Genomic DNA, 22661 nt, shown 5'->3' on the forward strand with positions numbered 1-22661 from the left:
GTGCCAACCCTGCCCGAAATGGAGTAATTTCCATCTGCACGCCGGCCGGCCTGTTGTCAGTTTAGTTGCTTCTGCCGGTGTCCTGATCAGTGATCACCTCCCGCGGAGGACAGCATGGATCGACCGCCCGGCCTGCGCACCTGTCTTTACGATACGGCCCGGCTCGAAGCCGTGATCGACGCCATGGCCCGTCAGGCCGCCGGCCTGTTCTCCGGTCGTGAGCCGCTCGCGGTGGTCGGCGTCCTGCGCCGGGGCGCGCCGCTGGCCGACCGCATCGGCGCTGCGATGGCGCGCCGTTACGGCATCCCTGCGCCGCTGCGCCTGGATCTGAAGATCAAGCGTTACGCCGACGATCTGCGCCTTCTTCACCCCGAAACCCTGCTCCGCGAAGACGCCTCCCAGGCTGCGCTCGATCTGCGCGGATACGGCCTGCTCGTCGTCGATGACGTGCTGTTTACCGGGCATTCCCTGCTGCGTGCCGTCGCCCACCTGGCGGAGCGGCAGCCTGCGGTCATCCGCGTCGCCGCCCTCGTCGATCGTGGCGCCGCGCAACTGCCGGTGCGCGCCGACGTGACCGGTGTCCGCCTCGACATCGCGCCGGCCGACATCATCGAATGCAACGTCCCGCCCTACGAGGCCGACTTCCGTATCGAACTGCTGCAGCCGGAGCGCGGACGCTGACCCTTGCCGCACCGGGGTTTTCTGCATTCCGCGCGCTGACTCGGGGCAATCGGCAGGCTATGGTGAAGCATCACAACCGATGCCGCTGCACTGGCGGCGAGGGGGGGCGGGATGCTGTTCCGCGATCGACTCGATGCTGCCGGCCGCCTCGCGGCGGCGCTGGCGCCCTATCGCGGGTGCAATCCGCTCGTGCTCGCGATTCCGCGCGGGGCGGTGCCGATCGGCGCGGCGCTGGCGCAGGCCCTGGACGGGGAGCTGGACGTGGTGCTGGTGCACAAGCTGAGCTCGCGCTGGAACCCCGAATATGCGATCGGCGCGATCGACGAGGGTGGCAGGGCGTTCGTCTCCGATCCGGAAGCGGACGATGCGGCTTGGCTGGCGGCGGAGAAGGCGCGCCGCCTCGACGAACTGCGGCGGCGGCGCGCGCTGTATTCGGGCGGCGCCGCGGGGGCCGATCCGCAGGGGCGGGTCGTCATCGTCGTCGATGACGGCCTCGCCACCGGGGCGACCATGCTCGCCGCGCTCCATGCCGTGCGCGCGCGGAGGCCGCAAAAACTGGTGTGCGCGGTGCCGGTTGCGGCCCCCTCCAGCCTGGAGAGGGTCCGCCCTTACGCCGATGAGCTCGTCTGCCTGCATGCGCCTGCGGATTTCCAGGCGGTGGGGCAGTTCTTTGCCCGCTTCGGGCAGGTCGAAGACGACGAGGTCGTCGATTGCCTGCGGCGCCATCGCGGACGGGACGGGGACGACGGGGCGTGCGGGCGCAAGCCCGTGCCGGGCTGAGCGTGCCTGCCCGCGGCCGGAGCGGAAGGGCGTGCGGCGACCGGGCCGGGGTGATCGGGGGCGTTGCCGATGAAGGGGAGGCGAGATCGCGATGACGGCGAAACAGCTGGTGTTCCGTGACGATGCGTATCGGCGCATCCTGCGCGGAGTGGATGTGCTGGCCAATGCAGTCAGGGAAACACTCGGCCCGTGTGCGCGGACCGTGCTCCTGGAACAGCCATCCGGGCCGCCGGTGGTGATCAACTCGGGCGTCGTCGTCGCGCGCGCGATCACTCTTCCCGACCCGTTCGAGAACATCGGGGTCGATCTGGTGCGCGAGGCCGCGGCGCGCACCTCCGAAGTGGCCGGTGACGGCACCACCACGGCGACCCTGCTGGCCGCGGCGATCGTGCGTGAAGGGGTGAAGTACGTGGCCGCCGGGGGCAACCCGATGGACCTCAAACGTGGCATCGACAGGGCGGTGGCCGCGCTGGTGCCGATGCTGCATGCGATTGCGCGGCCGTGCACGGCACGGCGGGAGATCGCCCAGGTGGCGGGAATCTCGGCGAACAACGACGAAGGGATCGGCACCCTGATCGCCGATGCGATGGCGCGCGTCGGCAACGAGGGGGCGATCACCGTCGAGGAGGGCTCCGGCCTGGAGAGCACGCTCACCGTGGTCGAGGGCATGCAGTTCGACCGCGGCTACCTGTCGCCCTACTTCATCAATGTCGAGGGCGGCACGCGTGTCGTGCTCGAGGATGCGGCGGTCCTGGTCTGTGCGCGCAAGCTGTCCGTCGTCACCGAGTTGCTGCCGGCGCTCGAGGTGGCGGCGGGCAAGGGCTGGCCGCTGCTGCTGATCGCCGAGGACATCGAGGGGGATGCGCTGGCCCTGCTCGTGATCAACACCTTGCGCGGCACCCTCAAGGCCTGCGCGGTGAAGGCGCCCGCCTTCGGCGAGCGGCAGCGCGCGATGCTCGAGGACATCGCGGTGCTGACGGCGGCGACGCTGGTCGATGCGCAATCCGGGATCGGGCTCGCCGGGCTGACGGCCGGGCAGTTCGGCCACGTGCGGCGGGTCGAGGTCGACAAGGACGCCTGCACCCTGATCGGCGGTTGCGGCACGCGGGAGCGGATCGACGCCCGCATCGGCCAGCTCCGCGCCGAGCGGGAGCGGGCCGGCGCGGACGATGCCCGCGAGGGGCTCGACCAGCGCCTCGCGTGCCTGGCGGGGGGCGTGGCGATGATCAAGGTGGGCGGGGCCAGCGAGGCCGAGATGAAGGAGCGCCGCGCCCGCGTCGAGGACGCGCTGCATGCGACCCGCGCCGCGGTGGCCGAAGGCATCCTCCCCGGCGGCGGCGTCGCGCTGCTGCGCGCCGGTGCCGTGCTTGAAACGCTGCACGGAGCCGGCCACGACGAGGACTGCGGCGTGCGCATCGTGCAGCGCGCGATCGAGGAGCCGTTGCGGCAACTGGTGGCCAACGCCGGCCTCGATGCCGCGGTGGTGATCGAGCGCGTGCTTGCCGGCGACGGCGCGTTCGGCTTCAACGCCGCAAGCGGTGAATACGGCGACCTGGTGGCAATGGGGGTGCTCGACCCGTGCAAGGTGACGCGCTGCGCGCTGCAAAACGCAGCTTCGGTGGCCGGACTGATCCTGACCATCGGTTGCATGGTGGCGCCGGCTCCTGCGGGCGGGGGATAGCGTGGCACGGGAAATGGCCGCGGCAGGGCTGTGCCGGCCGCAGCATGATGGAGACGAACGGAGGGCAGTGTCCATGCATCGTTCCGCGGTCATCCGCAAGCACGCCGCCGATCTGGCGGTGCCGCCCAATCTCGCCGACTACGCGGTGACCTGCGCCGGCTTTTTGTGGACGGCGGTGCGTGCCGAACTGGACGGTTTCCCGGGGGGCGGCCTGAACATCGCCCATGAGGCGGTCGAGCGCCATGCCCGCGGCGAGCGCTGCACGCGGGTGGCGTTCCGCTTTCTCGGTCAGGACGCGGTGCGCGAGCTCAGCTACGGCGAACTCGCCCGCCTCACCGCCCGTTTCGCCAACGTCCTGGCCGGCCTCGGCGTGTGCCGCGGCGAACGCGTGTTCGTGCTCGCCGGGCGCATTCCCGAGCTGTACGTCGCGGTGCTGGGCAGCCTGCGCTGCGGCTGCGTGGCGTCGCCGCTGTTTTCCGCTTTCGGCCCGGAGCCGATCGCGACCCGGATCGGGCTCGGCGAAGGTGCGGTGCTGGTCACCACCGACCTGCTCTATGCACGCAAGGTGGAGAAGATGCGTGCCCGGCTGCCGACGCTGCGCCACGTCCTGCTCGTCGGCGAGGGCGGCGGGGCGGTGGAGGCGGGCATGCTTGGCCCGGGAACGCACGACCTGGGAGCGCTGATGGCGGGCGCGGCCGACTCCTTCGTCACGGCCGAGACCCGGGCCGAGGATCCCGCCCTGCTGCACTTCACCAGCGGCACCACCGGGACCCCCAAGGGGGCGCTGCACGTGCACGCTGCGGTCCTGACCCACTGGGCGAGCGGACGTTATGCGCTCGATCTGCACGACGACGACGTCTTCTGGTGCACCGCCGATCCGGGCTGGGTCACCGGGACTTCGTACGGCATCGTCGCGCCCCTGGTGCACGGGGTGAGCTCGATCGTGGACGAGGCCGAGTTCGATGCCGGGCGCTGGTACCGGATCCTCGCCGACGAGCGGGTCAGCGTGTGGTACACCGCGCCGACCGCGATCCGCATGCTGATGAAGGCCGGTGCGGAACTGGCGCACCAGCAGGCCTTCCCGCGCCTGCGCCTGGTCGCCAGCGTCGGCGAACCGCTCAACCCCGAGGCCGTGTGGTGGGGCAAGGAAGTGCTCGGCCATCCGATCCACGACAACTGGTGGCAGACCGAGACCGGCGGCATCATGATCGCCAACCTGCCGGCGCTCGACATCAAGCCCGGCTCGATGGGCAGGCCGCTGCCCGGAGTCGAGGCGGCGGTCGTGCGCCGGCGCGAGGACGGCAGTGTCGAGCGGGTGACGACGCCCGGCGAGGAAGGCGAGCTCGCGCTCAAGCGTGGCTGGCCGTCGATGTTGCGCGGTTACCTGAACGACGAGGCGCGCTACCGCAAGTGCTTCGCCGGCGACTGGTACCTGAGCGGCGACCTGGTGCGCTGCGACGCCGACGGTTACTTCTGGTTCGTTGGTCGCAGCGACGACGTGATCAAGTCCGCCGGCCACCTGATCGGCCCGTTCGAGGTCGAGAGCGCGCTGATGGAACACCCGGCGGTGGCTGAGGCGGGGGTGATCGGCAAGCCCGACGAGATTGCCGGCGAGGTGGTGAAGGCCTTCGTCTCGCTGAAAAAAGGGTTCGAGCCCGGCGAGGCGCTGCGCATGGAGCTCCTCGGCCATGCGCGTCGGCGGCTGGGGGCGGCGGTGGCGCCGAAGGAAATCGATTTCCTCGCCGTGCTGCCGCGAACGCGCAGCGGCAAGATCATGCGCCGGCTGCTGAAGGCGCGGGAGCTGGGGCTGCCGGAGGGCGACACGTCGACGCTGGAGGCCGGAGCATGAACAGCGGACGCGATGCTTCTGCAGGGCAGGCCCGGGCTGCGCCGGACCCCGCGCCGGTCCCGGCGCTGCGCCTGCTCGCCGACATGCTGCGCATCCGCCGCATGGAGGAAAAGTGCGCCGAGCTTTACGGCACGGGCCGGATCCGCGGCTTCCTCCACCTCTATATCGGCGAGGAGGCCTGCGCCACCGGCACGATCCATGCGCTGGAGGCCGGGGACAACGTCGTTGCCACCTACCGCGAGCACGGCCATGCGCTGCTGCGCGGGGTCGGCATGGAGGCGATCATGGCCGAGATGTTCGGCAAGGCGACGGGCTGCTCGCGCGGTCGTGGTGGCTCGATGCACCTGTTCGATGTCGCACACCGCTTCTATGGCGGTAATGCGATTGTCGGTGGGGGACTGCCGCTCGCGGTCGGCCTGGCGCTGGCGGACCGGCTGCAGGGCCGGCCCGGCGTGACGGCCTGCATTTTCGGCGAGGGGGCGGTCGCCGAAGGCGCTTTCCACGAGTCGATGAACCTGGCCGCGCTGTGGCGGCTGCCGGTGCTGTTCTGCTGCGAGAACAACTTGTACGCGATGGGTACCGCGCTCGCACGCTCCGAATCGCAGACCGATCTGTGTGCCAAGGCAGCGGGCTACGCGGTGCCTGCTGCCCGTGCCGACGGCATGGACGTGGGTGCGGTTTGCGCCGCGGTGCGGGCGGCGGCGCAAGCGGTGCGGGCGGATGGCGGCCCCTTCTTCGTCGAGCTGCAGACCTACCGTTTTCGCGCCCATTCGATGTTCGATCCCGAGCTGTACCGCGACAAGGCCGAAGTCGCGCGCTGGAAGGCGCGCGATCCGATCGAGGTTTGTGTTGCTGCCCTGAAGGCGGAGGGCGTGCTCACCGAGGCCGCCTTCTCCGCCCTCGACGCGGCGGCTCAGGCCGAAGTGGAGGCGGCGGTTGCGTCTGCCGAAGCGGCCGCGCCGGAAGCCGTGGCGGATCTGCTGAAGGACGTCCATTCTCCCGGAGCCGGAGCATGAGGAGCAGCTACCGTGAAGCCCTGCGCGCGGCGCTGCGCGAAGCCCTGGTGAAGGATCCACGGGTGTTCCTGATGGGCGAGGACGTCGGCTGCTACGGCGGCACGTATGCGGTCTCGAAGGGCTTGCTCGAAGAATTCGGCCCCGAGCGCATCCGCGATACGCCGCTGTCCGAACTCGGGTTCGTCGGTGCCGGCGTGGGCGCCGCGCTGGGCGGGATGCGGCCGATCGTCGAGGTGATGACGGTCAATTTCAGCCTGCTGGCGCTCGATCAGATCGTCAACAGCGCCGCGTTGCTGCGCCACATGTCCGGCGGGCAGCTGTCGGTGCCGCTGGTGCTGCGCATGGCGACCGGCGCCGGCCGCCAGCTCGCGGCCCAGCATTCTCACAGTCTGGAAAACTGGTACGCCCATATTCCCGGCATCCGGGTGCTGGCGCCGGGTACCGTGGCCGATGCGCGCGGGATGCTCGCGGCGGCGCTTGCGGACCCGGACCCGGTGGTGATCTTCGAGCACGTGCAGCTCTACGGCCTCGAAGACGAACTGCCTGAAGCGATCGATGCGTGCGACATCACCCGCGCCGCGGTGCGTCGGCCCGGTACCCGGGCGAGCGTGTTCGCCTGGGGCGGCTGCCTGCCCAAGGCGCTGCAGGCGGCACAGCAGCTGGCCGAGGGCGGGATCGATGTCGAAGTGGTCGACCTGCGGGTGCTGCGCCCGCTGGACTGGGAAACGATCGCCGCCTCGGTGCGCCGGACCCATCGTGCGGTGGTGGTCGATGAAGGCTGGAAGAGCGGCAGCCTGGCGGCGGAAGTGGTTGCCGGGCTCGTCGAGCGCTGCTTCTACGATCTGGACGCGCCGCCGCAGCGGGTGTGCAGCGCGGAAGTGCCGATCCCGTATGCGAAACAGTTGGAAGAGGCGGCGCTGCCGCAGCCGGAAAAGATTATCGCCGCGGTCGGGGAGGTGCTCGGTGTTTGAATTCAGGTTGCCTGCGCTTGGCGCCGACATGGATGAAGGGACGCTGCTGGAATGGTGCGTCCAGCCCGGCGACACGGTGAAGAAAGGCCAGGTGGTGGCGGTGGTCGATACGTCGAAGGCCGCCGTGGATGTGGAAATCTGGCAGGCGGGCACGGTGCACGAACTGCTTGCCGTGCCGGGCACCCGGATCCGGGTCGGCACGGTGATGGCGAGCCTGCTGGCGGAGGGCGAGGCACCTCCGGCGGCAGCGCCGCGCCTGCGCATCTCGCCGGCGGCGCGCCGGCGGGCCGCTGAGCTCGGGGTGGATCCGGCCACGGTGCACGGCACCGGCGCAGGCGGCGCGCTCACCCTGGCCGACGTCGAGCAGGCCGCGGCGCAGGGGGAAGGCCCGGCCCCGGGCGCAGAAACAGGGGGCGCGGGAGGGCGGGACCTCACCGTCCCCGCTGCGCGGGTGCCGCCGCTCGTTCCGGCTCAGCGTGAGGCCGAAACCCGACGCACGATCGCGGCAGCGATGAGCCGCGCGAAACGCGAGATTCCGCACTACTACCTGCTCGAGACCATCCCGCTGGCGCGTGCGGGCGCCTGGCTGGCGCAAGCCAATGCCGGGCGGCCGATCACCGGGCGGCTGCTGATGGCGGTGCTGCTGCTGAAAGCGGTGGCGCTGGCGTTGGGGAAGTTCCCGGCCTTGAACGGCTTCTACCGCGACGGCCGCTTCGAGCCGTCGGCAGCGATAAACCTCGGTGTCGCGATCTCGCTGCGCCAGGGGGGGCTGATCGCTCCTGCGCTGCACGATGCCGGGCATAAGCCGGTCGAGGTGCTGATGCAGGAACTCACCGATCTGGTGCGGCGGGCGCGCGCGGGCTCGCTGCGCAGTTCGGAAATGAGCGATCCGACGGTGACCGTGACCAACCTCGGCGAGCAGGGCGCAGAGGCGGTGGTGGGCGTGATCTACCCGCCACAGGTGGCGCTGGTCGGCTTCGGCCGGATCGACGTGCGGCCCTGGGTGCACGAAGACGGCAGCCTCGGGACCTGCCCGGCGGTGGTCGCCAGCCTGGCGGCCGATCACCGGGTTTCGGACGGCCATTACGGTGCGCGCTTCCTGGCCGAGTTGCGCGCGTTGCTGCAGCACCCGCAGGCCTTGCAGGCGGCGCAACCGGCCCCGGGGGCGGCGTGTGAAGCGGATGGGGAGGTGCGGTGATGAGCGGTGGAGAATTGAGCAGTGACGAACTGGGCAGTGACGAATTGCGGGCGATCGTGATCGAGACCCTGAAGACGGTTGCACCCGAACTGGACGAGGAGGCGCTGCGCTCCGACCGGCCTCTGCGCCGGCAGGTCGACCTGGATTCGATGGACTGGCTCAACTTCCTGGTCGGCCTGGCCGGGCGGCTGCAGGTCGAGATCGCCGAGGCCGACTACGGGAAATTGAACACGATCGACGACCTCGTCGCCCATCTGCGTACCCGGCTCGCCGCGCGCGGGGACTGAATCCGTCGCCTGGCGCAGGCGAAGGGACGGTGAACGGGGGCGTTTTCCGGCGGTACGCACTTCCCCGGCCCGGTCGCCGCGGGGGGCGCCGGTCCTCCGAGGTGGACGATCCGCTCCGGGCAGGGAACAATGCGGGCTCGGCCCCGGCCAGGGCCGGCTTCCATGCAACCGAAGGAGCGCATGCATGACTTCCCTGTTCGACCCCATCCGGGTCGGCGACCTCGACCTTGCCAACCGCATCGTCATGGCGCCGCTGACGCGCAACCGCGCCACCGCCGGCGAGCTGGCGGGACCGATGACCGTGGAGTACTACCGGCAGCGCGCCAGCGCCGGCCTGATCATCGCCGAAGGCAGCCAGATCAGCGCGATGGCGCAGGGCTACCTCGACACGCCGGGCATCTACACGCCGGAGCAGGTCGCGGCCTGGCGTAGGGTCACCGATGCCGTGCATGCCGCGGGCGGACGCATCGTGATCCAGCTCTGGCATGTCGGGCGCATTTCGCACGTGTCGCTGCTGCCGGGAGGGGCGGCGCCGGTGTCGTCCACCGCCCGGCGTGCGCCGACCCAGACCTTCACTCGCGACGGCTTCGTCGATGTTTCCACGCCGCGCGCGCTGCGCGACGACGAGTTGCCCGGGCTGGTCGCCGACTACCGCCACGCCGCGCGCTGCGCACGCGAAGCCGGCTTCGACGGTGTCGAAGTGCATGCCGCCAACACCTACCTGCTCGAGCAGTTCCTGCGCGACAGCGTCAACGACCGCAGCGGCCCTTACGGCGGCAGCATCGCCAACCGCGCCCGCCTGCTGCTGGAAGTGATGCAGGCCGTCAGTGCGGAGATCGGCGCCGGCCGTTGCGGCGTGCGCCTGAGCCCGATGATGACCTTCGGCGGCAGCACGCCGCGCGACAGCGACCCGCAGGCGCTCTACGGCTACGTCGTGGAGCAGCTCGCGCGGCTTGGCCTGGCCTACCTCCACGTCATCGAAGGCGAGACCGGCGGTGCCCGCCATCCGGCCGGCGCCCCCGTTTTCGACTACGACGCGCTGCGCCGCCGCTTTCCCGGCGCGTGGATGGTGAACAACGGCTATCGCCGTGCCGAGGCGATCGAGGCGGTCGCCGGCGGCCGGGCCGATCTGGTGGCGTTCGGCCGCCCCTTCATCTGCAACCCTGACCTCGTGCGCCGGCTGCGCGAGGACGCGCCGCTCAACCCGCTGCGCACCGACAAGCTCTACGGCGGCGGCGCCGAGGGCTATATCGACTACCCGACGCTGGAAGAAAGTAAAGAGGAGCAGGAATGAGCAGTAACAACGATATGCAGGCGTATCTGGCCCCGAGCGATTTTTTCGATTTCCACCATCCGCGCGTGCGCGACTTCATTGACGAGGCCGTCGGCGCTGCCGCCGATCCGGTGGAGCGCGCGGTGCGCCTGTATTACGCGGTGCGCGACGGCGTGCGCTACGACCCCTACCGCTTTTACATGAGAAGGGAATATTTCATCGCCAGCCGCACGGTCGCCGAGGGGGCCGCGTATTGCGTGCCGAAGGCCATCCTGCTGGCCGCGGCGGCGCGCGGCGCGGGCATCCCGGCGCGGGTGGGCTTCGCCGATGTGCGCAACCACCTCAGCACCGAGCGCCTGCGCGAGCTCGTCGGCGGCGACCTGTACCGCTGGCACGGCTACGTTGCGCTCCATCTGGAGGGGCGCTGGGTCAAGGCCACGCCGGCGTTCAACCTGCAGATGTGCGAGCGCTTCGACGTCAAGCCGCTCGAATTCAACGGCCGCGACGATTCGCTGATGCATCCTTACAACGCGCGCGACGAGCGCCACATGGAGTATGTGAACGAGCGCGGGGTGTTCGACGATTTTCCGTTCGAGGAACTCGTCGACGACATGCGGACCTTCCACCCGCGCCTGGTGGATGCGGCCGAAGCGAGCTTGAGAGGCGACTTCGAGCACGAGGCGATGGTCGATCGCTGAGCGATACGGCGCCCCCGGCCGCTCAGCGGGCGCTTGCGCGCTCGTGACCGAGGGCAGGGGCGGCCGGCGATGCGCGGGCGCCGGCCCGGTTCAGCCGGCGGGGTCTTTGCCGGCGCTGTTTTCCGGGCTGTCCTCGGGCGCGCGGGCTTCGCCTTCCCGCCGCGCCGCGCCGCTGGCGCCGCCCGCCCGGCGACCGGCCTCGCGCCGCATCCGGGCGAGCTTTTGCAGGCCGGAGAGGGCGCGCTGCCCGACCGACCCTTCCGCCATGGTTCCGTCCTCGCCGGGCGCGCCGGCCGGCAGGCCGGTGAGCAACTCGAGCGCCTCGTCGATGTCGGCGACCGCCCACACGTGGAACTGCCCGGCGCGCACGGCCTCGACCACGTCGGCATGGAGCATCAGGTTGCAGACGTTGGCGCGGGGAATCAGCACCCCCTGCGCGCCGTCGAGCCCGCGCGCCGTGCACAGGGCGAAGAAGCCTTCGATCTTTTCGTTGATGCCCCCCACCGGCTGGACCGCGCCGTACTGGTTCACCGAGCCGGTGACTGCGATCGACTGGCGCAGCGGCGTGCGCGCGAGCGCCGACAGCAGCGCGGCGAGTTCGGCGAGCGAGGCGCTGTCGCCCTCAACGCCGCCGTAGGACTGCTCGAAGACCAGACTCGCCTTCAGCGATAGCGGCATCATCCAGCCGAAGCGGGCGGCGAGGAAGGACGACAGGATCAGCACGCCCTTGGAATGGATCGGTCCGGCCAGGTGCACCTCGCGCTCGATGTCGACGATCTCGCCTTCGCCCACGCGCACGGTGGCGGTGATGCGCACCGGATGGGCGAAGCTGCTCTCGCCCAGTTGGACGACGGCGAGGCCGTTGACCTGGCCGATGTGGCTGCCGCTGGTGTCGACCAGCATCTGGCCGCGCAGGATCGCATCCAGGTACTGGCGGCCGATGCGCTCGTTGCGGCGGTGGTGGGCCTCGAGTGCAGCCTCGACGTGTTCGCGCTCGATCAGCGCAGAGCCGGCGGCAGCGGCGAAATGGGCGGCTTCGTGCATGCGGTCGTCCAGCGGCCGGATCCGCGTGCTCAGCCGTTCGGCATCGCCGGCGAGGCGGGCGGCGTGTTCGATGAGGCGCGCCAGGGCCGCCGCCGACAGCGGGCGCAGGCCCTGGCGCCGTGCCAGGGTGGCGATCAGGCGGGCATAGCGGGCGCTGCTCTCGGCGGTGCGCTCGATCTCGCTGTCGAGGTCGGCGTTGATCTTGAACAACGCCGGGAACTCCGGATCGAGCTGTGACAGCAGGTAGTAGAGCATGCGCTCGCCGACCAGCACGATCTTCAGTTCGAGTGGCACCGGTTCGGGTTCGAGCTGCACCGTGCCGGTGACCCCGACCAGTTCGGCGAGTGATTCGATGCGCACCTTGTCGGCCATCAGTGCGCGCTTGAGCCCCTCCCAGGCGTAGGGCTGGGACAGCAGCTTGAGTGCGTCCAGCACCAGGAAGCCGCCGTTGGCGCGGTGCAGGGCGCCGGCGCGGATCAGGGTGAAGTTGCTGACCAGGGTGCCCATGTGCACGACGTGGTCGATGCGTCCGACCAGGTTCTGCAGCGTCGGATGGTCCTCATAGACCAGCGGGCGGGCGCCGGTGGCGGGGTTTTCGACCAGCAGGTTGACCTGGTAGCGCTGCACCGAGATCGTGCCCGAATAGGTCACGCCCTCGCTGTCTTCGTCGGCATGCGGAGCGGCGCGCAGGGATTCGCCGCTGGCGATGACGTCGCGGTGTACCGCGTCGAGGTGTTCGAGTACCGCCGGAAGGTCGGCATGCCGCGCCTTGAGCTCGTCGATCATGTGGCCGACGGTGGTGCCGAGCGCGTCCTGGCCGGCCTCGCGCACCTGCTTCTGCAGCTCCCGGCGCCAGCGCGGGAATTCGCTCATCAGCTGCTGCATCCGATCGCGCAGCACCTTGATGTGCTCGCCCAGCTCCTGCTGGCGGGCTTCGGGCAGCTGGTCAAATTCCTCCTTGCTGAGGGTGTCGTCCTCGCCTTTCATCGGCATGAAGGCGAAGCCGTGCGGAGTGCGCAGCAGCGCCACGCCGAGCCGCCGGGCCTCGTCACCGAGGGCGCGCAGTGCCTCCTCCTCGCGCTGCTTGGCCTCTTCCTGCAGTGCGCCGATGCGGGCGCGGTAGTCGTCGCTTTCGAACACCGCGCCGATCGCCGGGATCAGCTCTTCGACGAAACGCTGCATGTGATCGCGGAAACCCGCTCCGCGCCCGCAGGGCAGGCGCAGGATGGATGGTCGCGAGGGGTGGCTGAAGTTCCACACGTAGCACCAGTCGGCCGCGGCTGGACCGTGCCCGCGCTCGGCGGCGAGGAGGTGGCTGATCAGCGCGTGGCGCCCGCTGCCGGCCTCGCCGAGGACGAAGAGGTTGTAACCGCCATCCCGGATGTCGAGGGCAAGGCGGACCGCCTCGACGGCGCGCGGATGCAGCTGGCTGGTATCGGTGTCGCTCAGCTCGGCGGTGCTGGCAACGCCGAAGGTGGAAGGGTCGCAGGCGGTGTGAAGGCGCTCGGACGGTAGCGCGGGCACTGGGCTCATCGGCGTAACCTCCGCAGTTCGTTGCCCGCAGCATAACGCCTGGGGCTAGTGCGGGCCAGTCCGGTGGCCGATGTGGGTGAATCGTAGGCAGCCCCTTGAAATCCCCCGGGGGCGTCCCTATTATTAGCACTCGTTGGCAGTGAGTGCTAACAGTGCTGGCTGTATGCGCTGCACGCCGGCTGCGAAAGTTTCATGCGGGAGAAAATCCCGCACTTAATCACATGATTGAATCCGAACAAGGAGAGAACTCGATGAAAATTCGTCCCCTGCACGATCGCGTGATCGTCAAGCGTCTGGAAGCCGAACGCAAGACCGCCAGCGGTATCGTGATCCCCGATTCCGCCGGCGAAAAACCCGACCAGGGCGAAGTGCTGGCGGTCGGCAACGGCAAGATCCTCGACGACGGCAAGGTCCGTCCGATGGCCGTCAAGGTGGGCGACAAGGTGCTGTTCGGCAAGTACGCCGGCCAGACCGTGAAGGTCGAGGGTGAAGAGCTCCTCGTCATGCGCGAAGAGGACATCATGGGTGTGGTCGAGGCCTGAACCTCCCGCATTCGGTTCGCCCCGGTAGCGCATCGGCGCCCAGGCGCAGATGCACAGGAAATATTTTAGGAGTTCTGAAGAATGGCAGCTAAAGAAGTCAAGTTTGGTGATTCCGCCCGCGAACGCATGGTCGCCGGTGTCAACATCCTCGCCAACGCGGTCAAGGTGACCCTCGGCCCGAAGGGCCGCAACGTCGTGCTCGAGCGCTCCTTCGGCGGCCCGACCGTGACCAAGGACGGTGTCTCCGTCGCCAAGGAAATCGAACTCAAGGACAAGTTCGAGAACATGGGCGCGCAGATGGTCAAGGAAGTCGCCTCCAAGACCTCTGACATCGCCGGTGACGGTACCACCACCGCGACCGTGCTGGCCCAGTCGATCGTGCGTGAAGGCATGAAGTTCGTCGCCGCCGGGATGAACCCGATGGATCTGAAGCGCGGCATCGACAAGGCCGTGATCGCCACCATCGAAGAGCTGAAGAATCTGTCCAAGCCCTGCTCGACGAACAAGGAAATCGCCCAGGTCGGCTCGATCTCGGCCAACTCCGACGCCGACATCGGCGACATCATCGCCAACGCGATGGACAAGGTCGGCAAGGAAGGCGTGATCACCGTCGAAGACGGCAAGTCGCTGAACAATGAGCTCGACGTCGTCGAAGGCATGCAGTTCGACCGCGGCTACCTGTCGCCCTACTTCATCAACAACCCGGACAAGCAGGTCGCGATCCTCGAGAACCCGTTCGTCCTGTTGTTCGACAAGAAGATCTCGAACATCCGCGATCTGCTGCCGGTGCTCGAGCAAGTCGCCAAGTCCGGCCGTCCGCTGCTGATCATCGCCGAGGACGTCGACGGCGAAGCGCTCGCCACCCTGGTGGTGAACAACATCCGCGGCATCCTCAAGACCTGCGCGGTCAAGGCCCCGGGCTTTGGCGACCGCCGCAAGGCCATGCTCGAAGACATCGCCATCCTCACCGGCGGCCAGGTCATCGCCGAAGAAGTCGGCCTGACCCTGGAAAAGGCCACCCTGGAAGACCTGGGCCAGGCCAAGCGCATCGAGATCGGCAAGGAAAACACCATCATCATCGACGGCGCCGGCGAAGCCGAGCGTATCGAGGCGCGGGTCAAGCAGATCCGGGTGCAGATCGAGGAAGTGACTTCCGACTACGACCGCGAGAAGCTGCAGGAGCGCGTGGCCAAGCTCGCCGGCGGCGTGGCGGTGATCAAGGTCGGTGCTGCGACCGAAGTCGAAATGAAGGAGAAGAAGGCCCGCGTCGAGGACGCCCTGCACGCCACCCGTGCCGCGGTGGAAGAAGGCATTGTCCCCGGCGGCGGCGTCGCCCTGCTGCGTGCCCGCGCCAACCTCGCCGGCCTCAAGGGCGACAACCACGACCAGGACGCCGGGATCAAGATCGTGCTGCGCGCGATGGAGCAGCCGCTGCGCGAGATCGTTGCCAACGCCGGTGACGAAGCTTCAGTGGTGGTCAACAAGGTTGTCGAAGGCTCGGGCAACTACGGCTACAACGCCGCCACCGGCGAGTACGGCGACATGGTCGAGATGGGCGTGCTGGACCCGACCAAGGTCACCCGCACCGCGCTGCAGAACGCCGCCTCGGTCGCCGGCCTGATGCTCACCACCGACTGCATGGTCGGCGAGCTGGCCGAAGACAAGCCCATGATGCCCCCGATGGGCGGCATGGGTGGCATGGGCGACATGGGCATGGGCATGTAAAACCCCACCCGCTTCCCGGCTCCGGCCGGGAGCCTGCTGCAAAGGCGAAAGCCCCGCTTCGGCGGGGCTTTCGCCTTTTTGGTGCGCTCCACACGGCGTGCGCCGCGGATGCCTCTCTGTAGCGAAGCATGGGATAATCCGGCCTTTCTGGGATAGGTCCTGATCTATGCGCATCTTGTTGGCAGAGGACGATCCGGTCATCGCCGACGGCATCTGCCGTGCGTTGCGGCGGGGCGGCTGTGCCGTCGATCACGTGGGCGACGGGCTCGATGCGGATGCGGCAGTCAGCTCGCAGGCCTACGATCTGCTGATCCTCGATCTGGGCCTGCCGCGGCTGAACGGTATCGAAGTGCTCAAGCGCCTGCGCGCACGCAAGTCGGTTCAGCCGGTGCTGATCCTGACGGCCCAGGATGGCGTCGATGACCGCGTGCGCGGACTCGATGCGGGCGCCGACGACTACCTGACCAAGCCTTTCGCGCTGCCCGAGCTGGAGGCGCGGGTGCGCGCGCTGAGCCGCCGGGGCACGGGGCAGCCGCGCTGCATCGAGGTCGGCCGGCTGAGCTACGACCAGGCCGACCGTGTGGTCAAGATCGACGGCCAGGTGGTGGACCTGTCGGCACGCGAGATCGGCCTGCTCGAAGTCTTTTTGCTGCGGGTAGGACGGCTGGTGAGCAAGGACCAGCTCGTCGACCACTTGTGTGGCTGGGGCGAGGAAGTGTCGAGCAACGCGATCGAAGTCTATGTCCATCGCTTGCGCAAGAAGCTCGAGGACAGCGGGATCCGGATCGTCACCGTGCGCGGCCTGGGCTACTGCCTGGAAAACCCCGATGCTGGCGCGGCGGCGAAAGCCTGAACGCGTTGCCGGCGGCGGGCGCAAGAGGACAGCGCCGAACTCGCTGTTCGGCGAGATCCTCGACTGGATGCTCGCGCCGCTGCTGTTCCTGTGGCCGATCTCGATCATCGTCACCCACAACGTCGCCGACAACATCGCCAATCAGCCCTATGACCTCGCCCTGGCCGACAGCGTGCGTGCGCTGGCGCGGCTGGTGGTTGTCGAGAACGGTGAACTGGCGGTCCATTTTCCGGCGCCGCCGCGGGCGCTGTTCCGCGCCGACCAGGACGACGCGGTGTATTACCAGGTCGCCAGCCACGGCGGCTCGATCCTTACCGGCGACGTCGAAATCGGCCGCCCGCCCTTGCCGGAAACGCTCTACGGCGAAGAAGTCCTGTTCCGCGATGAGGTGATCCACGGCGAGGAAGCGCGGGTTGCCTACCGCTTCCTGCGCCCCGAGCCGGACGAGCGCGACCTGCTGGTGCTGGTGCAGGTTGCGGAAACCCGCAACAAGCGCACCGATCTCGCCTCGAAGGTGGTGACCGGCGTGCTCCTGCCCCAGTTCGCCATCATTCCGCTCGCGGTCGTGCTGGTGTGGGTCGGGCTCACGCGCGGCATCGCGCCCCTGAGCCGCCTGCAGAGCATGATCCGGCGCCGGCGCCCGACCGACCTGTCGCCGATCGCGCCGGCCAGCGTGCCCGAGGAGGTCCGCCCGCTGATCATCGCCTTCAACGACATGATGGCCCGCCTGGAAGAGAACCTGCAGGCCCAGCAGCGTTTCATCGCCGACGCCGCACACCAGATGCGCACCCCCCTGACCGGGCTGAAGATGCAGACTGATCTGGCGCTGCACGAAACCGATCCGGAACAGCTGCACCAGTCGCTCGAGCATATCGCCGAAAGCACTGACCGCGCCGCCCACCTGATCAACCAGCTCCTGTCCCTGGCGCGTGCCGAGGCCAGTTTCGAGAAGCTGTATGCGGTCGAGCCGGTCGACCTGGAAGCCGTGGTGCGCACGGTGGCGCTCGAGCTCTACCCGCGCGCGCGCGCCAAGCAGATCGACCTCGGCGTCGAAGGGGGACAGCACCTGCTGGTCGAAGGCAACCAAGTCCTGCTGCGGGAAATGGTCAAGAACCTGGTCGACAACGCGATCAAGTACACCCCGCGCGGCGGCCGCGTGACCGCGCGCACGCGCTTCGCGGGAGCGCCCATCCTCGAAGTCGAGGACTCCGGGGTCGGGATTGCGGAGGCGGACCGCGAGCGCGTGTTCGAGCGCTTCTACCGGGTGCTCGGCAGCGGCGAGGACGGCTCGGGCCTGGGGCTGCCGATCGTGCAGGAAATTGCCGAGCTGCACCGTGCGGTGGTGACCCTCGACGCCAGCCCCGGCGGGCGGGGCACGCTTGCGCGGGTCGTCTTCCCGCGCAGCCAGTTGCAGCCGCCACCGCCGGTGCATGGCGATTTCGCGTGATTCAGGGCTGTTGCCCCAATGCCGCCGGCGTGGTCGCTGCACAGCGGGCCTGCCGCCCGGCTATCCCATTCGGGAGATCGAAAAAACTGGCATGAATGTTTGACCTTCGCGCGGAATTCGCTATAATGCGCGCTCCTCAGGCCAGTTAGCTCAGTTGGTAGAGCAGCGGATTGAAAATCCGCGTGTCCGTGGTTCGATTCCGCGACTGGCCACCACCGTATTCCAAGCAAAAACGCCGATCCACATGGTCGGCGTTTTTGCTTTGTATTTCGGGACGATCCGCGTGCCAGTCGGGGGCTGCATTGCGCGGCATTTCGAATGGCTATAAATTCCGCCTATGATGAACGCCGCTTCGACGCAACGTGCCCGCACCCTGTTGATCGCCAATTTGTTGGGACAGATGGCTTTCGGCCTGCTGGCGATGACGATTTCCATCCCCTCGATGCAGGAGTGGGGGGCGATCTTCGGGTCGAGCCAGTCGAATGTCCAGCTTACCTTCAGCGCGTACCTCCTCGCTTTCGGCGGCCTGCAGCTGGTCTATGGGCCGCTGTCGGACCAGTTGGGGCGCAAAAGAATGCTGTTGGCGGGGTTGTCGCTGGCGGGCGTCGGTTCGGTCCTGGCTGCCCTGGCACCTGACCTGGCAACCCTGACTGCGGCACGCGTGCTGCAGGGCGCGGGCAGTGCGGCAGGAATGGTGGTGGGCAGGGCGATGGTCCAGGATCTGTTCCACGGGCCGGAGCGCACCCGGGTGATGGCCTACGTCGGCATGGTGATGGGCCTGTGCCCGCCGCTGGCCACCATCGTCGGCGGGCAACTCCATGTGCGTCTGGGCTGGCAGGCCAATTTCGTGCTCATCGCCGCTCTTGCCGCGGTCCTGCTGTTGGCGGCCTGGCGCGGCCTGCCCGCTCCGCACAAGCCTGTTGCGGGCCGCCCGCACTGGTTCGCGAATATGCTTTCATCGTACTCACGCCTGCTCCGGGAGCCGGTCTTCCTGCTCTATGTGGCGATCCTGTCGATGACTACCGCTACTTTCTATGCATTTCTCGGCGGCGCACCGATCGTCCTCGGCAGCTACGGTGTCGGGCCCGAAGGCATCGGTTACTACATCATGTGCATACCGGCGGCGTACATCGTCGGCAATTACCTGACCACTCATCTGGTGCATCGGGCGAGGGAGGGGCTGATCATGGCGCTCGGCCAGATGTTCACGGTGGGCGGCATCGGCCTGATGCTCGCGCTCGGGCTGGCCGGGCTGAATACGCCGCTGGCCCTCGCCCTGCCGCTGCTGCTGCTGGGCCTGGGGCATGGCTTTCTGATGCCGTCGACGCTCGCCGGCACGGTTGGCGTGCTGCCGGCGCTGGCCGGTTCGGCCGCGGCCGTGGCCGGTGTGCTGCAGCAGCTGATGGGGGCGGTGGGCAGCTATGCGGTGGGGCTGTTCCCGCATCACGGAGTGGTGAATCTGGGGGTGCTGATGATGGCCTTTACCCTGTGCGCGGCGGCGGCGCAGGTGCTGATGCACCGCCGTCCGGCAAGCGCAACCGGATAGGGGCCGCTCCGCATGTTCGAGCGGGCTGCGCGCTTGGTGCCGGGCTCGCGGGGTGCGTACGGGCTTGGGCGTGCGCGTGGATTCGCCCGCGGGTTTGTTGCTATACTGGCGTCCGATTTCACCGGACGGGCCGACAGAGTGTCGGCCCGTTTTCGTTCGTGCCCCCGCTTTTCAGGTTGAAGTTGCTGATTTTGCTCAAGTTTTTTGCACTTTCCGCAGTGTTATAATGCGTCGGCTGTCGACGAGGCCGTTTTCTGCATGCAACTCTACGCTCTGGGTCTGAATCATCACACGGCGCCGCTCGCGATCCGCGAACGGGTCGCGTTTCAGCCTGAGCATCTGCAGCAGGCCCTGCACGGCCTCGCCCATGCCGACTCGGTGCGCGAAGCGGCGATCCTGTCGACCTGTAACCGCACCGAGCTTTACTTCGCCGCCGAGCAGCCCCAGCACGCCGCCGACTGGCTGGCGCACTTTCACCGCGTCTCGCTGAACGACGTCTCGCCCTACCTGTATGCCTACCCGCAGCGCGACGCGATTCGCCACGTCTTCCGCGTCGCCAGCGGGCTCGATTCGATGGTCATCGGCGAGCCGCAGATCCTGGGCCAGGTCAAGGATGCGGCGCGCTTCGCGGAACAGGCCGGCACTCTGGGGGTGCTGCTGCACAAGCTGTTCCAGAGCACGTTCGCGGTCGCCAAGGAAGTGCGCTCGACGACCGCGATCGGCGCCAATACGGTGTCGATGGCGGCGGCGGCGGTGCACCTGACCGAGCGTATCTTCGGCCGCGTCTCCGACCAGCACGTGCTGTTCATCGGTGCGGGCGAGATGATCGAGCTTTGTGCGGCGCACTTCGGCGGTGCCTGTCCGAAATCGATGACCGTCGCCAATCGCACCGAGGAGCGCGCCCAGGTCCTGGCTTCGCGCTTCGGCGCGCGCACCTTGCGCATCGACCAGATCGGCGAGGCGCTGGCGCGCTTCGACGTGGTCGTGTCCTGTACCGCCGCGCCCCTCCCGCTGGTCGGCCTGGGGATGGTCGAGCGTGCGGTGAAGGCACGCCGCCACCGGCCGATGGTGATGGTCGACCTGGCCGTGCCGCGCGACATCGAGCCCGAGATCGCCGAGCTCGACGACGTCTTCCTGTACACCGTGGACGATCTCGCGCAGGTCGTCGAGGCGGGTATGGAGTCGCGCCAGCAGGCGGTGGTCGAGGCCGAGCAGATCATCGACTCGCGGGTCGACGGCTTCCTGCACTGGATGGCGGCGCGCGGTAGTGTGCCGACCATCCGCGCGCTGCGCGAACACGCCGAAGCCCTGCGCCAGGCCGAGCTCGAGCGCGCCCTGCGCCTGCTGGCGAAAGGCGAGGAGCCGCAGCGCGTGCTCGACGCCCTGTCGCACGGCCTCACCAACAAGCTGATGCACGGCCCCACGCGCTTCCTGAACCAGGCCGACGAGACCGGCAAGGCCGAGGCCGGGCGGCTCGTCGAGCGGCTGTTCAACCTGCCGTCCCACGGCTAGGGCGCCACTCCGCCGATTCCTTACCGCCTGCGCCCGGCGCAGGCTCTCCGGGCTGACTCCATGAAGCAACGCATCCGCGACAAACTCGAACACCTCGTCCGCCGCCTGGACGAACTCGATCGCACGCTCGCGGCCGGGGATACGGCGAACGACATGAAGCGCTTCCGTGAACTGTCGTGCGAGCGTGCCGAGGTCGAGCCGGTGGTGGCGCTGTACCAGGCTTATGCGCAGGCGGAGGCCGACTGCGCGACGGCGCGCGAGCTGCTGGACGACGCCGAGATGCGCGAGCTCGGCGAGCAGGAGCTGGCCGCCGGCGAAACGCGCATCACTGAGCTGGAGGCCGCGCTGCAGCGCGCGCTGCTGCCGCGCGACCCGAACGACGAGCGCAACCTCTTCCTCGAGATCCGGGCCGGCACCGGTGGCGACGAGGCGGCGCTGTTCGCCGGCGACCTGCTGCGCATGTACAGCCGCTACGCCGAGCGTCAGCGCTGGAAGGTGGAGATCGTGGCGGCGAGCGAGTCCGACCTCGGCGGCTACAAGGAAGTGATCGCCCGCATCGCCGGCGCCGGTGCCTATTCGAAGCTGAAGTTCGAGTCCGGCGGCCACCGGGTCCAGCGCGTGCCGGTGACCGAGACCCAGGGCCGCATCCACACTTCGGCGTGCACGGTGGCGGTGCTGCCCGAGGCGGACGAAGTCGAGGCGGTGAACATCAACCCGGCGGAGCTGCGCATCGACACCTTCCGCGCTTCGGGCGCCGGCGGCCAGCACATCAACAAGACCGACTCGGCGGTGCGCATCACCCACCTTCCGAGCGGCCTCGTCGTCGAGTGTCAGGACGACCGTTCGCAGCACCGCAACAAGGCGCAGGCGCTGGCGGTGCTGGCCGCACGCCTGCACGATGCCGAAGTGCGCGCCCGGCAGAGCGCCGAAGCGGCGCAGCGCAAGAGCCTGGTCGGCAGCGGCGACCGCTCCGAGCGCATCCGCACCTACAACTTCCCCCAGGGCCGGGTCACCGATCATCGCATCAACCTGACCTTGTACAAGCTCGATGCGGTGATGCAGGGCGAACTCGACGAACTCGTCGATGCCCTGAGCTTGGAGCACCAGGCCGAGCTGCTGGCGGCGCTGGCGGAGGACGGTGCATGAGACACCCTTCATCCGGCCCCGGCCTGCCGGCGGTGCCCGACATCGCCGCGGCGCTGGCCTGGGCGCGCACCCACATTGAACTGATCGATGCCCGCGTGCTGCTGCGCCATGTGCTGCAGTGCACGGGGGCACGCCTGGTGGCCTATCCCGAGCAGCGCCTGGCCGACGCCGAGTGGGCGGCTTACCGCGCTCTGGTCGAGCGTCGCGCGGCGGGAGAGCCGGTGGCTTACCTGACCGGCACGCGCGAGTTTTACGGGCGGGAATTCCTCGTCACGCCCGCGGTGCTGATTCCGCGTCCCGAGACCGAACTGCTGGTCGAACTCGCCCTTGCCCATTGCGCGGCGCGGCGCGGCGTGCGCGTGCTCGACCTGGGGACGGGCAGCGGGGCACTGGCGGTGACGCTTGCGCTCGAACTCGATGCCCCCGACGTGGTGGCCGTCGACCGTTCGCGCGAGGCGCTCCAGGTGGCGATGGCCAATGCCGCGCGGCTCGGCGCCAGCGTCTGCCTGGTCCTCAGCGACTGGTTCGCGGCGCTGGGCGAGGAGCGCTTCGGGCTGATCGTCGCCAATCCGCCCTACGTTGCGGCGGGTGATCCGCACCTGGCGCAGGGTGATGTGCGCTTCGAGCCGGTGACGGCGCTCGCCGCCGGGCCGGCGGGGCTGGACGATCTGGCCGCGATCGTGGGCGCCGCGCCACGCTGGCTGGAGGCCGGTGGCTGGCTGTTCCTCGAGCATGGCTACGATCAGGCGGCGGCAGTGCGCAGCCTGCTGCTCGATGCCGGCTTTGCCGCGATCGCCTCGTGGAAGGATCTGGCCGGCCTCGAGCGCGTCTCGGGCGGGCGCTGGCCCGGGCGCAAATGAAAAACCGCCGCCTGTCCGC

Annotated in this window: 19 protein-coding genes and 1 tRNA gene; 19 read left to right on the forward strand and 1 reads right to left on the reverse strand. The window is 68.9% G+C overall.

All coding sequences use genetic code 11. The features are described from left to right. Positions 1 to 114 precede the first annotated feature (114 nt). The 10 genes from Tchl_RS05010 (at position 115) to Tchl_RS05055 (ending at position 10434) form a co-directional block, all read left to right on the forward strand. Complete coding sequence (locus tag Tchl_RS05010) at positions 115 to 681, forward strand: phosphoribosyltransferase domain-containing protein (RefSeq protein ID WP_075147432.1); 567 nt, start codon at positions 115 to 117, stop codon at positions 679 to 681. Between the two features lie 111 nt (positions 682 to 792). Continuing rightward, positions 793 to 1461 (forward strand): phosphoribosyltransferase, encoded by a 669-nt coding sequence (locus Tchl_RS05015; RefSeq protein ID WP_075147433.1) that lies wholly within the window; start codon positions 793 to 795, stop codon positions 1459 to 1461. 91 nt (positions 1462 to 1552) lie between these two features. After that, a complete protein-coding gene (gene groL / locus Tchl_RS05020; protein ID WP_075147434.1) occupies positions 1553 to 3142 on the forward strand; it encodes a chaperonin GroEL in 1590 nt (529 codons plus the stop codon). Between the two features lie 73 nt (positions 3143 to 3215). Next, complete coding sequence (gene acsA, locus Tchl_RS05025; protein WP_075147435.1) at positions 3216 to 4991, forward strand: acetate--CoA ligase; 1776 nt, start codon at positions 3216 to 3218, stop codon at positions 4989 to 4991. Next, a complete protein-coding gene (pdhA, locus tag Tchl_RS05030; RefSeq protein WP_083945157.1) occupies positions 4988 to 6007 on the forward strand; it encodes a pyruvate dehydrogenase (acetyl-transferring) E1 component subunit alpha in 1020 nt (339 codons plus the stop codon). Before acsA ends, pdhA begins: the two co-directional genes overlap by 4 nt. Beyond that, entirely contained in the window at positions 6004 to 6978 is a 975-nt protein-coding gene (locus tag Tchl_RS05035; protein WP_075147436.1) for an alpha-ketoacid dehydrogenase subunit beta, read from the forward strand. Before pdhA ends, Tchl_RS05035 begins: the two co-directional genes overlap by 4 nt. Further along, positions 6971 to 8176, forward strand: coding sequence for a dihydrolipoamide acetyltransferase family protein (locus Tchl_RS05040; protein ID WP_075147437.1), 1206 nt, complete (start codon positions 6971 to 6973; stop codon positions 8174 to 8176). The genes Tchl_RS05035 and Tchl_RS05040 overlap by 8 nt, the downstream gene beginning before the upstream one ends. Continuing rightward, positions 8176 to 8463 (forward strand): acyl carrier protein, encoded by a 288-nt coding sequence (locus tag Tchl_RS05045; RefSeq protein WP_075147438.1) that lies wholly within the window; start codon positions 8176 to 8178, stop codon positions 8461 to 8463. Before Tchl_RS05040 ends, Tchl_RS05045 begins: the two co-directional genes overlap by 1 nt. A 184-nt stretch (positions 8464 to 8647) precedes the next feature. Continuing rightward, positions 8648 to 9757 carry an alkene reductase gene (locus Tchl_RS05050; protein ID WP_075147439.1) on the forward strand — a complete coding sequence of 370 codons (1110 nt, stop codon included), beginning with the start codon at positions 8648 to 8650 and terminating at the stop codon, positions 9755 to 9757. Next, complete coding sequence (locus tag Tchl_RS05055; RefSeq protein ID WP_075147440.1) at positions 9754 to 10434, forward strand: transglutaminase-like domain-containing protein; 681 nt, start codon at positions 9754 to 9756, stop codon at positions 10432 to 10434. The genes Tchl_RS05050 and Tchl_RS05055 overlap by 4 nt, the downstream gene beginning before the upstream one ends. Positions 10435 to 10524: 90 nt before the next feature. Here the strand turns inward: Tchl_RS05055 and Tchl_RS05060 are convergent, their stop codons facing one another. Next, positions 10525 to 13011, reverse strand: a complete 2487-nt coding sequence (locus Tchl_RS05060) for a Lon protease family protein (protein WP_075147441.1) — start codon at positions 13009 to 13011, stop codon at positions 10525 to 10527. Between the two features lie 251 nt (positions 13012 to 13262). On the opposite strand from Tchl_RS05060, the gene groES reads away from it, so the two are divergent. From groES to prmC, 9 genes are all read left to right on the forward strand, one after another. Continuing rightward, positions 13263 to 13553 (forward strand): co-chaperone GroES, encoded by a 291-nt coding sequence (groES, locus tag Tchl_RS05065; protein WP_002926786.1) that lies wholly within the window; start codon positions 13263 to 13265, stop codon positions 13551 to 13553. Positions 13554 to 13634: 81 nt separating this feature from the next. Next, positions 13635 to 15278 (forward strand): chaperonin GroEL, encoded by a 1644-nt coding sequence (gene groL / locus Tchl_RS05070; RefSeq protein ID WP_075147442.1) that lies wholly within the window; start codon positions 13635 to 13637, stop codon positions 15276 to 15278. Between the two features lie 166 nt (positions 15279 to 15444). Continuing rightward, entirely contained in the window at positions 15445 to 16131 is a 687-nt protein-coding gene (locus Tchl_RS05075; RefSeq protein WP_075147443.1) for a response regulator transcription factor, read from the forward strand. Beyond that, positions 16106 to 17578 (forward strand): sensor histidine kinase N-terminal domain-containing protein, encoded by a 1473-nt coding sequence (locus Tchl_RS05080; protein WP_075147444.1) that lies wholly within the window; start codon positions 16106 to 16108, stop codon positions 17576 to 17578. The genes Tchl_RS05075 and Tchl_RS05080 overlap by 26 nt, the downstream gene beginning before the upstream one ends. A gap of 139 nt (positions 17579 to 17717) precedes the next feature. Then, a tRNA-Phe gene (locus Tchl_RS05085) sits at positions 17718 to 17793 on the forward strand. Between the two features lie 122 nt (positions 17794 to 17915). Then, the gene (locus tag Tchl_RS05090) at positions 17916 to 19124 is read left to right on the forward strand and encodes a Bcr/CflA family efflux MFS transporter (RefSeq protein ID WP_075147445.1); all 1209 of its coding nucleotides are present in this window, start codon (positions 17916 to 17918) and stop codon (positions 19122 to 19124) included. Positions 19125 to 19382: 258 nt separating this feature from the next. Continuing rightward, positions 19383 to 20636, forward strand: a complete 1254-nt coding sequence (gene hemA, locus Tchl_RS05095; protein ID WP_075147446.1) for a glutamyl-tRNA reductase — start codon at positions 19383 to 19385, stop codon at positions 20634 to 20636. Between the two features lie 60 nt (positions 20637 to 20696). Further along, positions 20697 to 21782 carry a peptide chain release factor 1 gene (gene prfA / locus Tchl_RS05100; protein WP_075147447.1) on the forward strand — a complete coding sequence of 362 codons (1086 nt, stop codon included), beginning with the start codon at positions 20697 to 20699 and terminating at the stop codon, positions 21780 to 21782. Continuing rightward, positions 21779 to 22642, forward strand: a complete 864-nt coding sequence (gene prmC / locus Tchl_RS05105; protein WP_075147448.1) for a peptide chain release factor N(5)-glutamine methyltransferase — start codon at positions 21779 to 21781, stop codon at positions 22640 to 22642. The genes prfA and prmC overlap by 4 nt, the downstream gene beginning before the upstream one ends. The last annotated feature ends 19 nt before the right edge of the window (positions 22643 to 22661 follow it).

The organism is Thauera chlorobenzoica (assembly GCF_001922305.1).
Taxonomy (GTDB): domain Bacteria; phylum Pseudomonadota; class Gammaproteobacteria; order Burkholderiales; family Rhodocyclaceae; genus Thauera; species Thauera chlorobenzoica.

What these genes read in the sequence shown, in the direction of transcription:
- Tchl_RS05010 (WP_075147432.1), top strand. Translation starts at nt 115, where the DNA reads ATGGATCGACCGCCCGGCCTGCGCACCTGTCTTTACGATACGGCCCGG.
- acsA (WP_075147435.1), top strand. Translation starts at nt 3,216, where the DNA reads ATGCATCGTTCCGCGGTCATCCGCAAGCACGCCGCCGATCTGGCGGTG.
- prfA (WP_075147447.1), top strand. Translation starts at nt 20,697, where the DNA reads ATGAAGCAACGCATCCGCGACAAACTCGAACACCTCGTCCGCCGCCTG.
- Tchl_RS05045 (WP_075147438.1), top strand. Translation starts at nt 8,176, where the DNA reads ATGAGCGGTGGAGAATTGAGCAGTGACGAACTGGGCAGTGACGAATTG.
- Tchl_RS05090 (WP_075147445.1), top strand. Translation starts at nt 17,916, where the DNA reads ATGATGAACGCCGCTTCGACGCAACGTGCCCGCACCCTGTTGATCGCC.
- Tchl_RS05060 (WP_075147441.1), bottom strand. Translation starts at nt 13,011, where the DNA reads ATGAGCCCAGTGCCCGCGCTACCGTCCGAGCGCCTTCACACCGCCTGC.
- Tchl_RS05050 (WP_075147439.1), top strand. Translation starts at nt 8,648, where the DNA reads ATGACTTCCCTGTTCGACCCCATCCGGGTCGGCGACCTCGACCTTGCC.
- prmC (WP_075147448.1), top strand. Translation starts at nt 21,779, where the DNA reads ATGAGACACCCTTCATCCGGCCCCGGCCTGCCGGCGGTGCCCGACATC.
- Tchl_RS05015 (WP_075147433.1), top strand. Translation starts at nt 793, where the DNA reads ATGCTGTTCCGCGATCGACTCGATGCTGCCGGCCGCCTCGCGGCGGCG.
- Tchl_RS05075 (WP_075147443.1), top strand. Translation starts at nt 15,445, where the DNA reads ATGCGCATCTTGTTGGCAGAGGACGATCCGGTCATCGCCGACGGCATC.
- Tchl_RS05080 (WP_075147444.1), top strand. Translation starts at nt 16,106, where the DNA reads ATGCTGGCGCGGCGGCGAAAGCCTGAACGCGTTGCCGGCGGCGGGCGC.
- pdhA (WP_083945157.1), top strand. Translation starts at nt 4,988, where the DNA reads ATGAACAGCGGACGCGATGCTTCTGCAGGGCAGGCCCGGGCTGCGCCG.
- Tchl_RS05055 (WP_075147440.1), top strand. Translation starts at nt 9,754, where the DNA reads ATGAGCAGTAACAACGATATGCAGGCGTATCTGGCCCCGAGCGATTTT.
- groL (WP_075147442.1), top strand. Translation starts at nt 13,635, where the DNA reads ATGGCAGCTAAAGAAGTCAAGTTTGGTGATTCCGCCCGCGAACGCATG.
- groL (WP_075147434.1), top strand. Translation starts at nt 1,553, where the DNA reads ATGACGGCGAAACAGCTGGTGTTCCGTGACGATGCGTATCGGCGCATC.
- groES (WP_002926786.1), top strand. Translation starts at nt 13,263, where the DNA reads ATGAAAATTCGTCCCCTGCACGATCGCGTGATCGTCAAGCGTCTGGAA.
- Tchl_RS05035 (WP_075147436.1), top strand. Translation starts at nt 6,004, where the DNA reads ATGAGGAGCAGCTACCGTGAAGCCCTGCGCGCGGCGCTGCGCGAAGCC.
- hemA (WP_075147446.1), top strand. Translation starts at nt 19,383, where the DNA reads ATGCAACTCTACGCTCTGGGTCTGAATCATCACACGGCGCCGCTCGCG.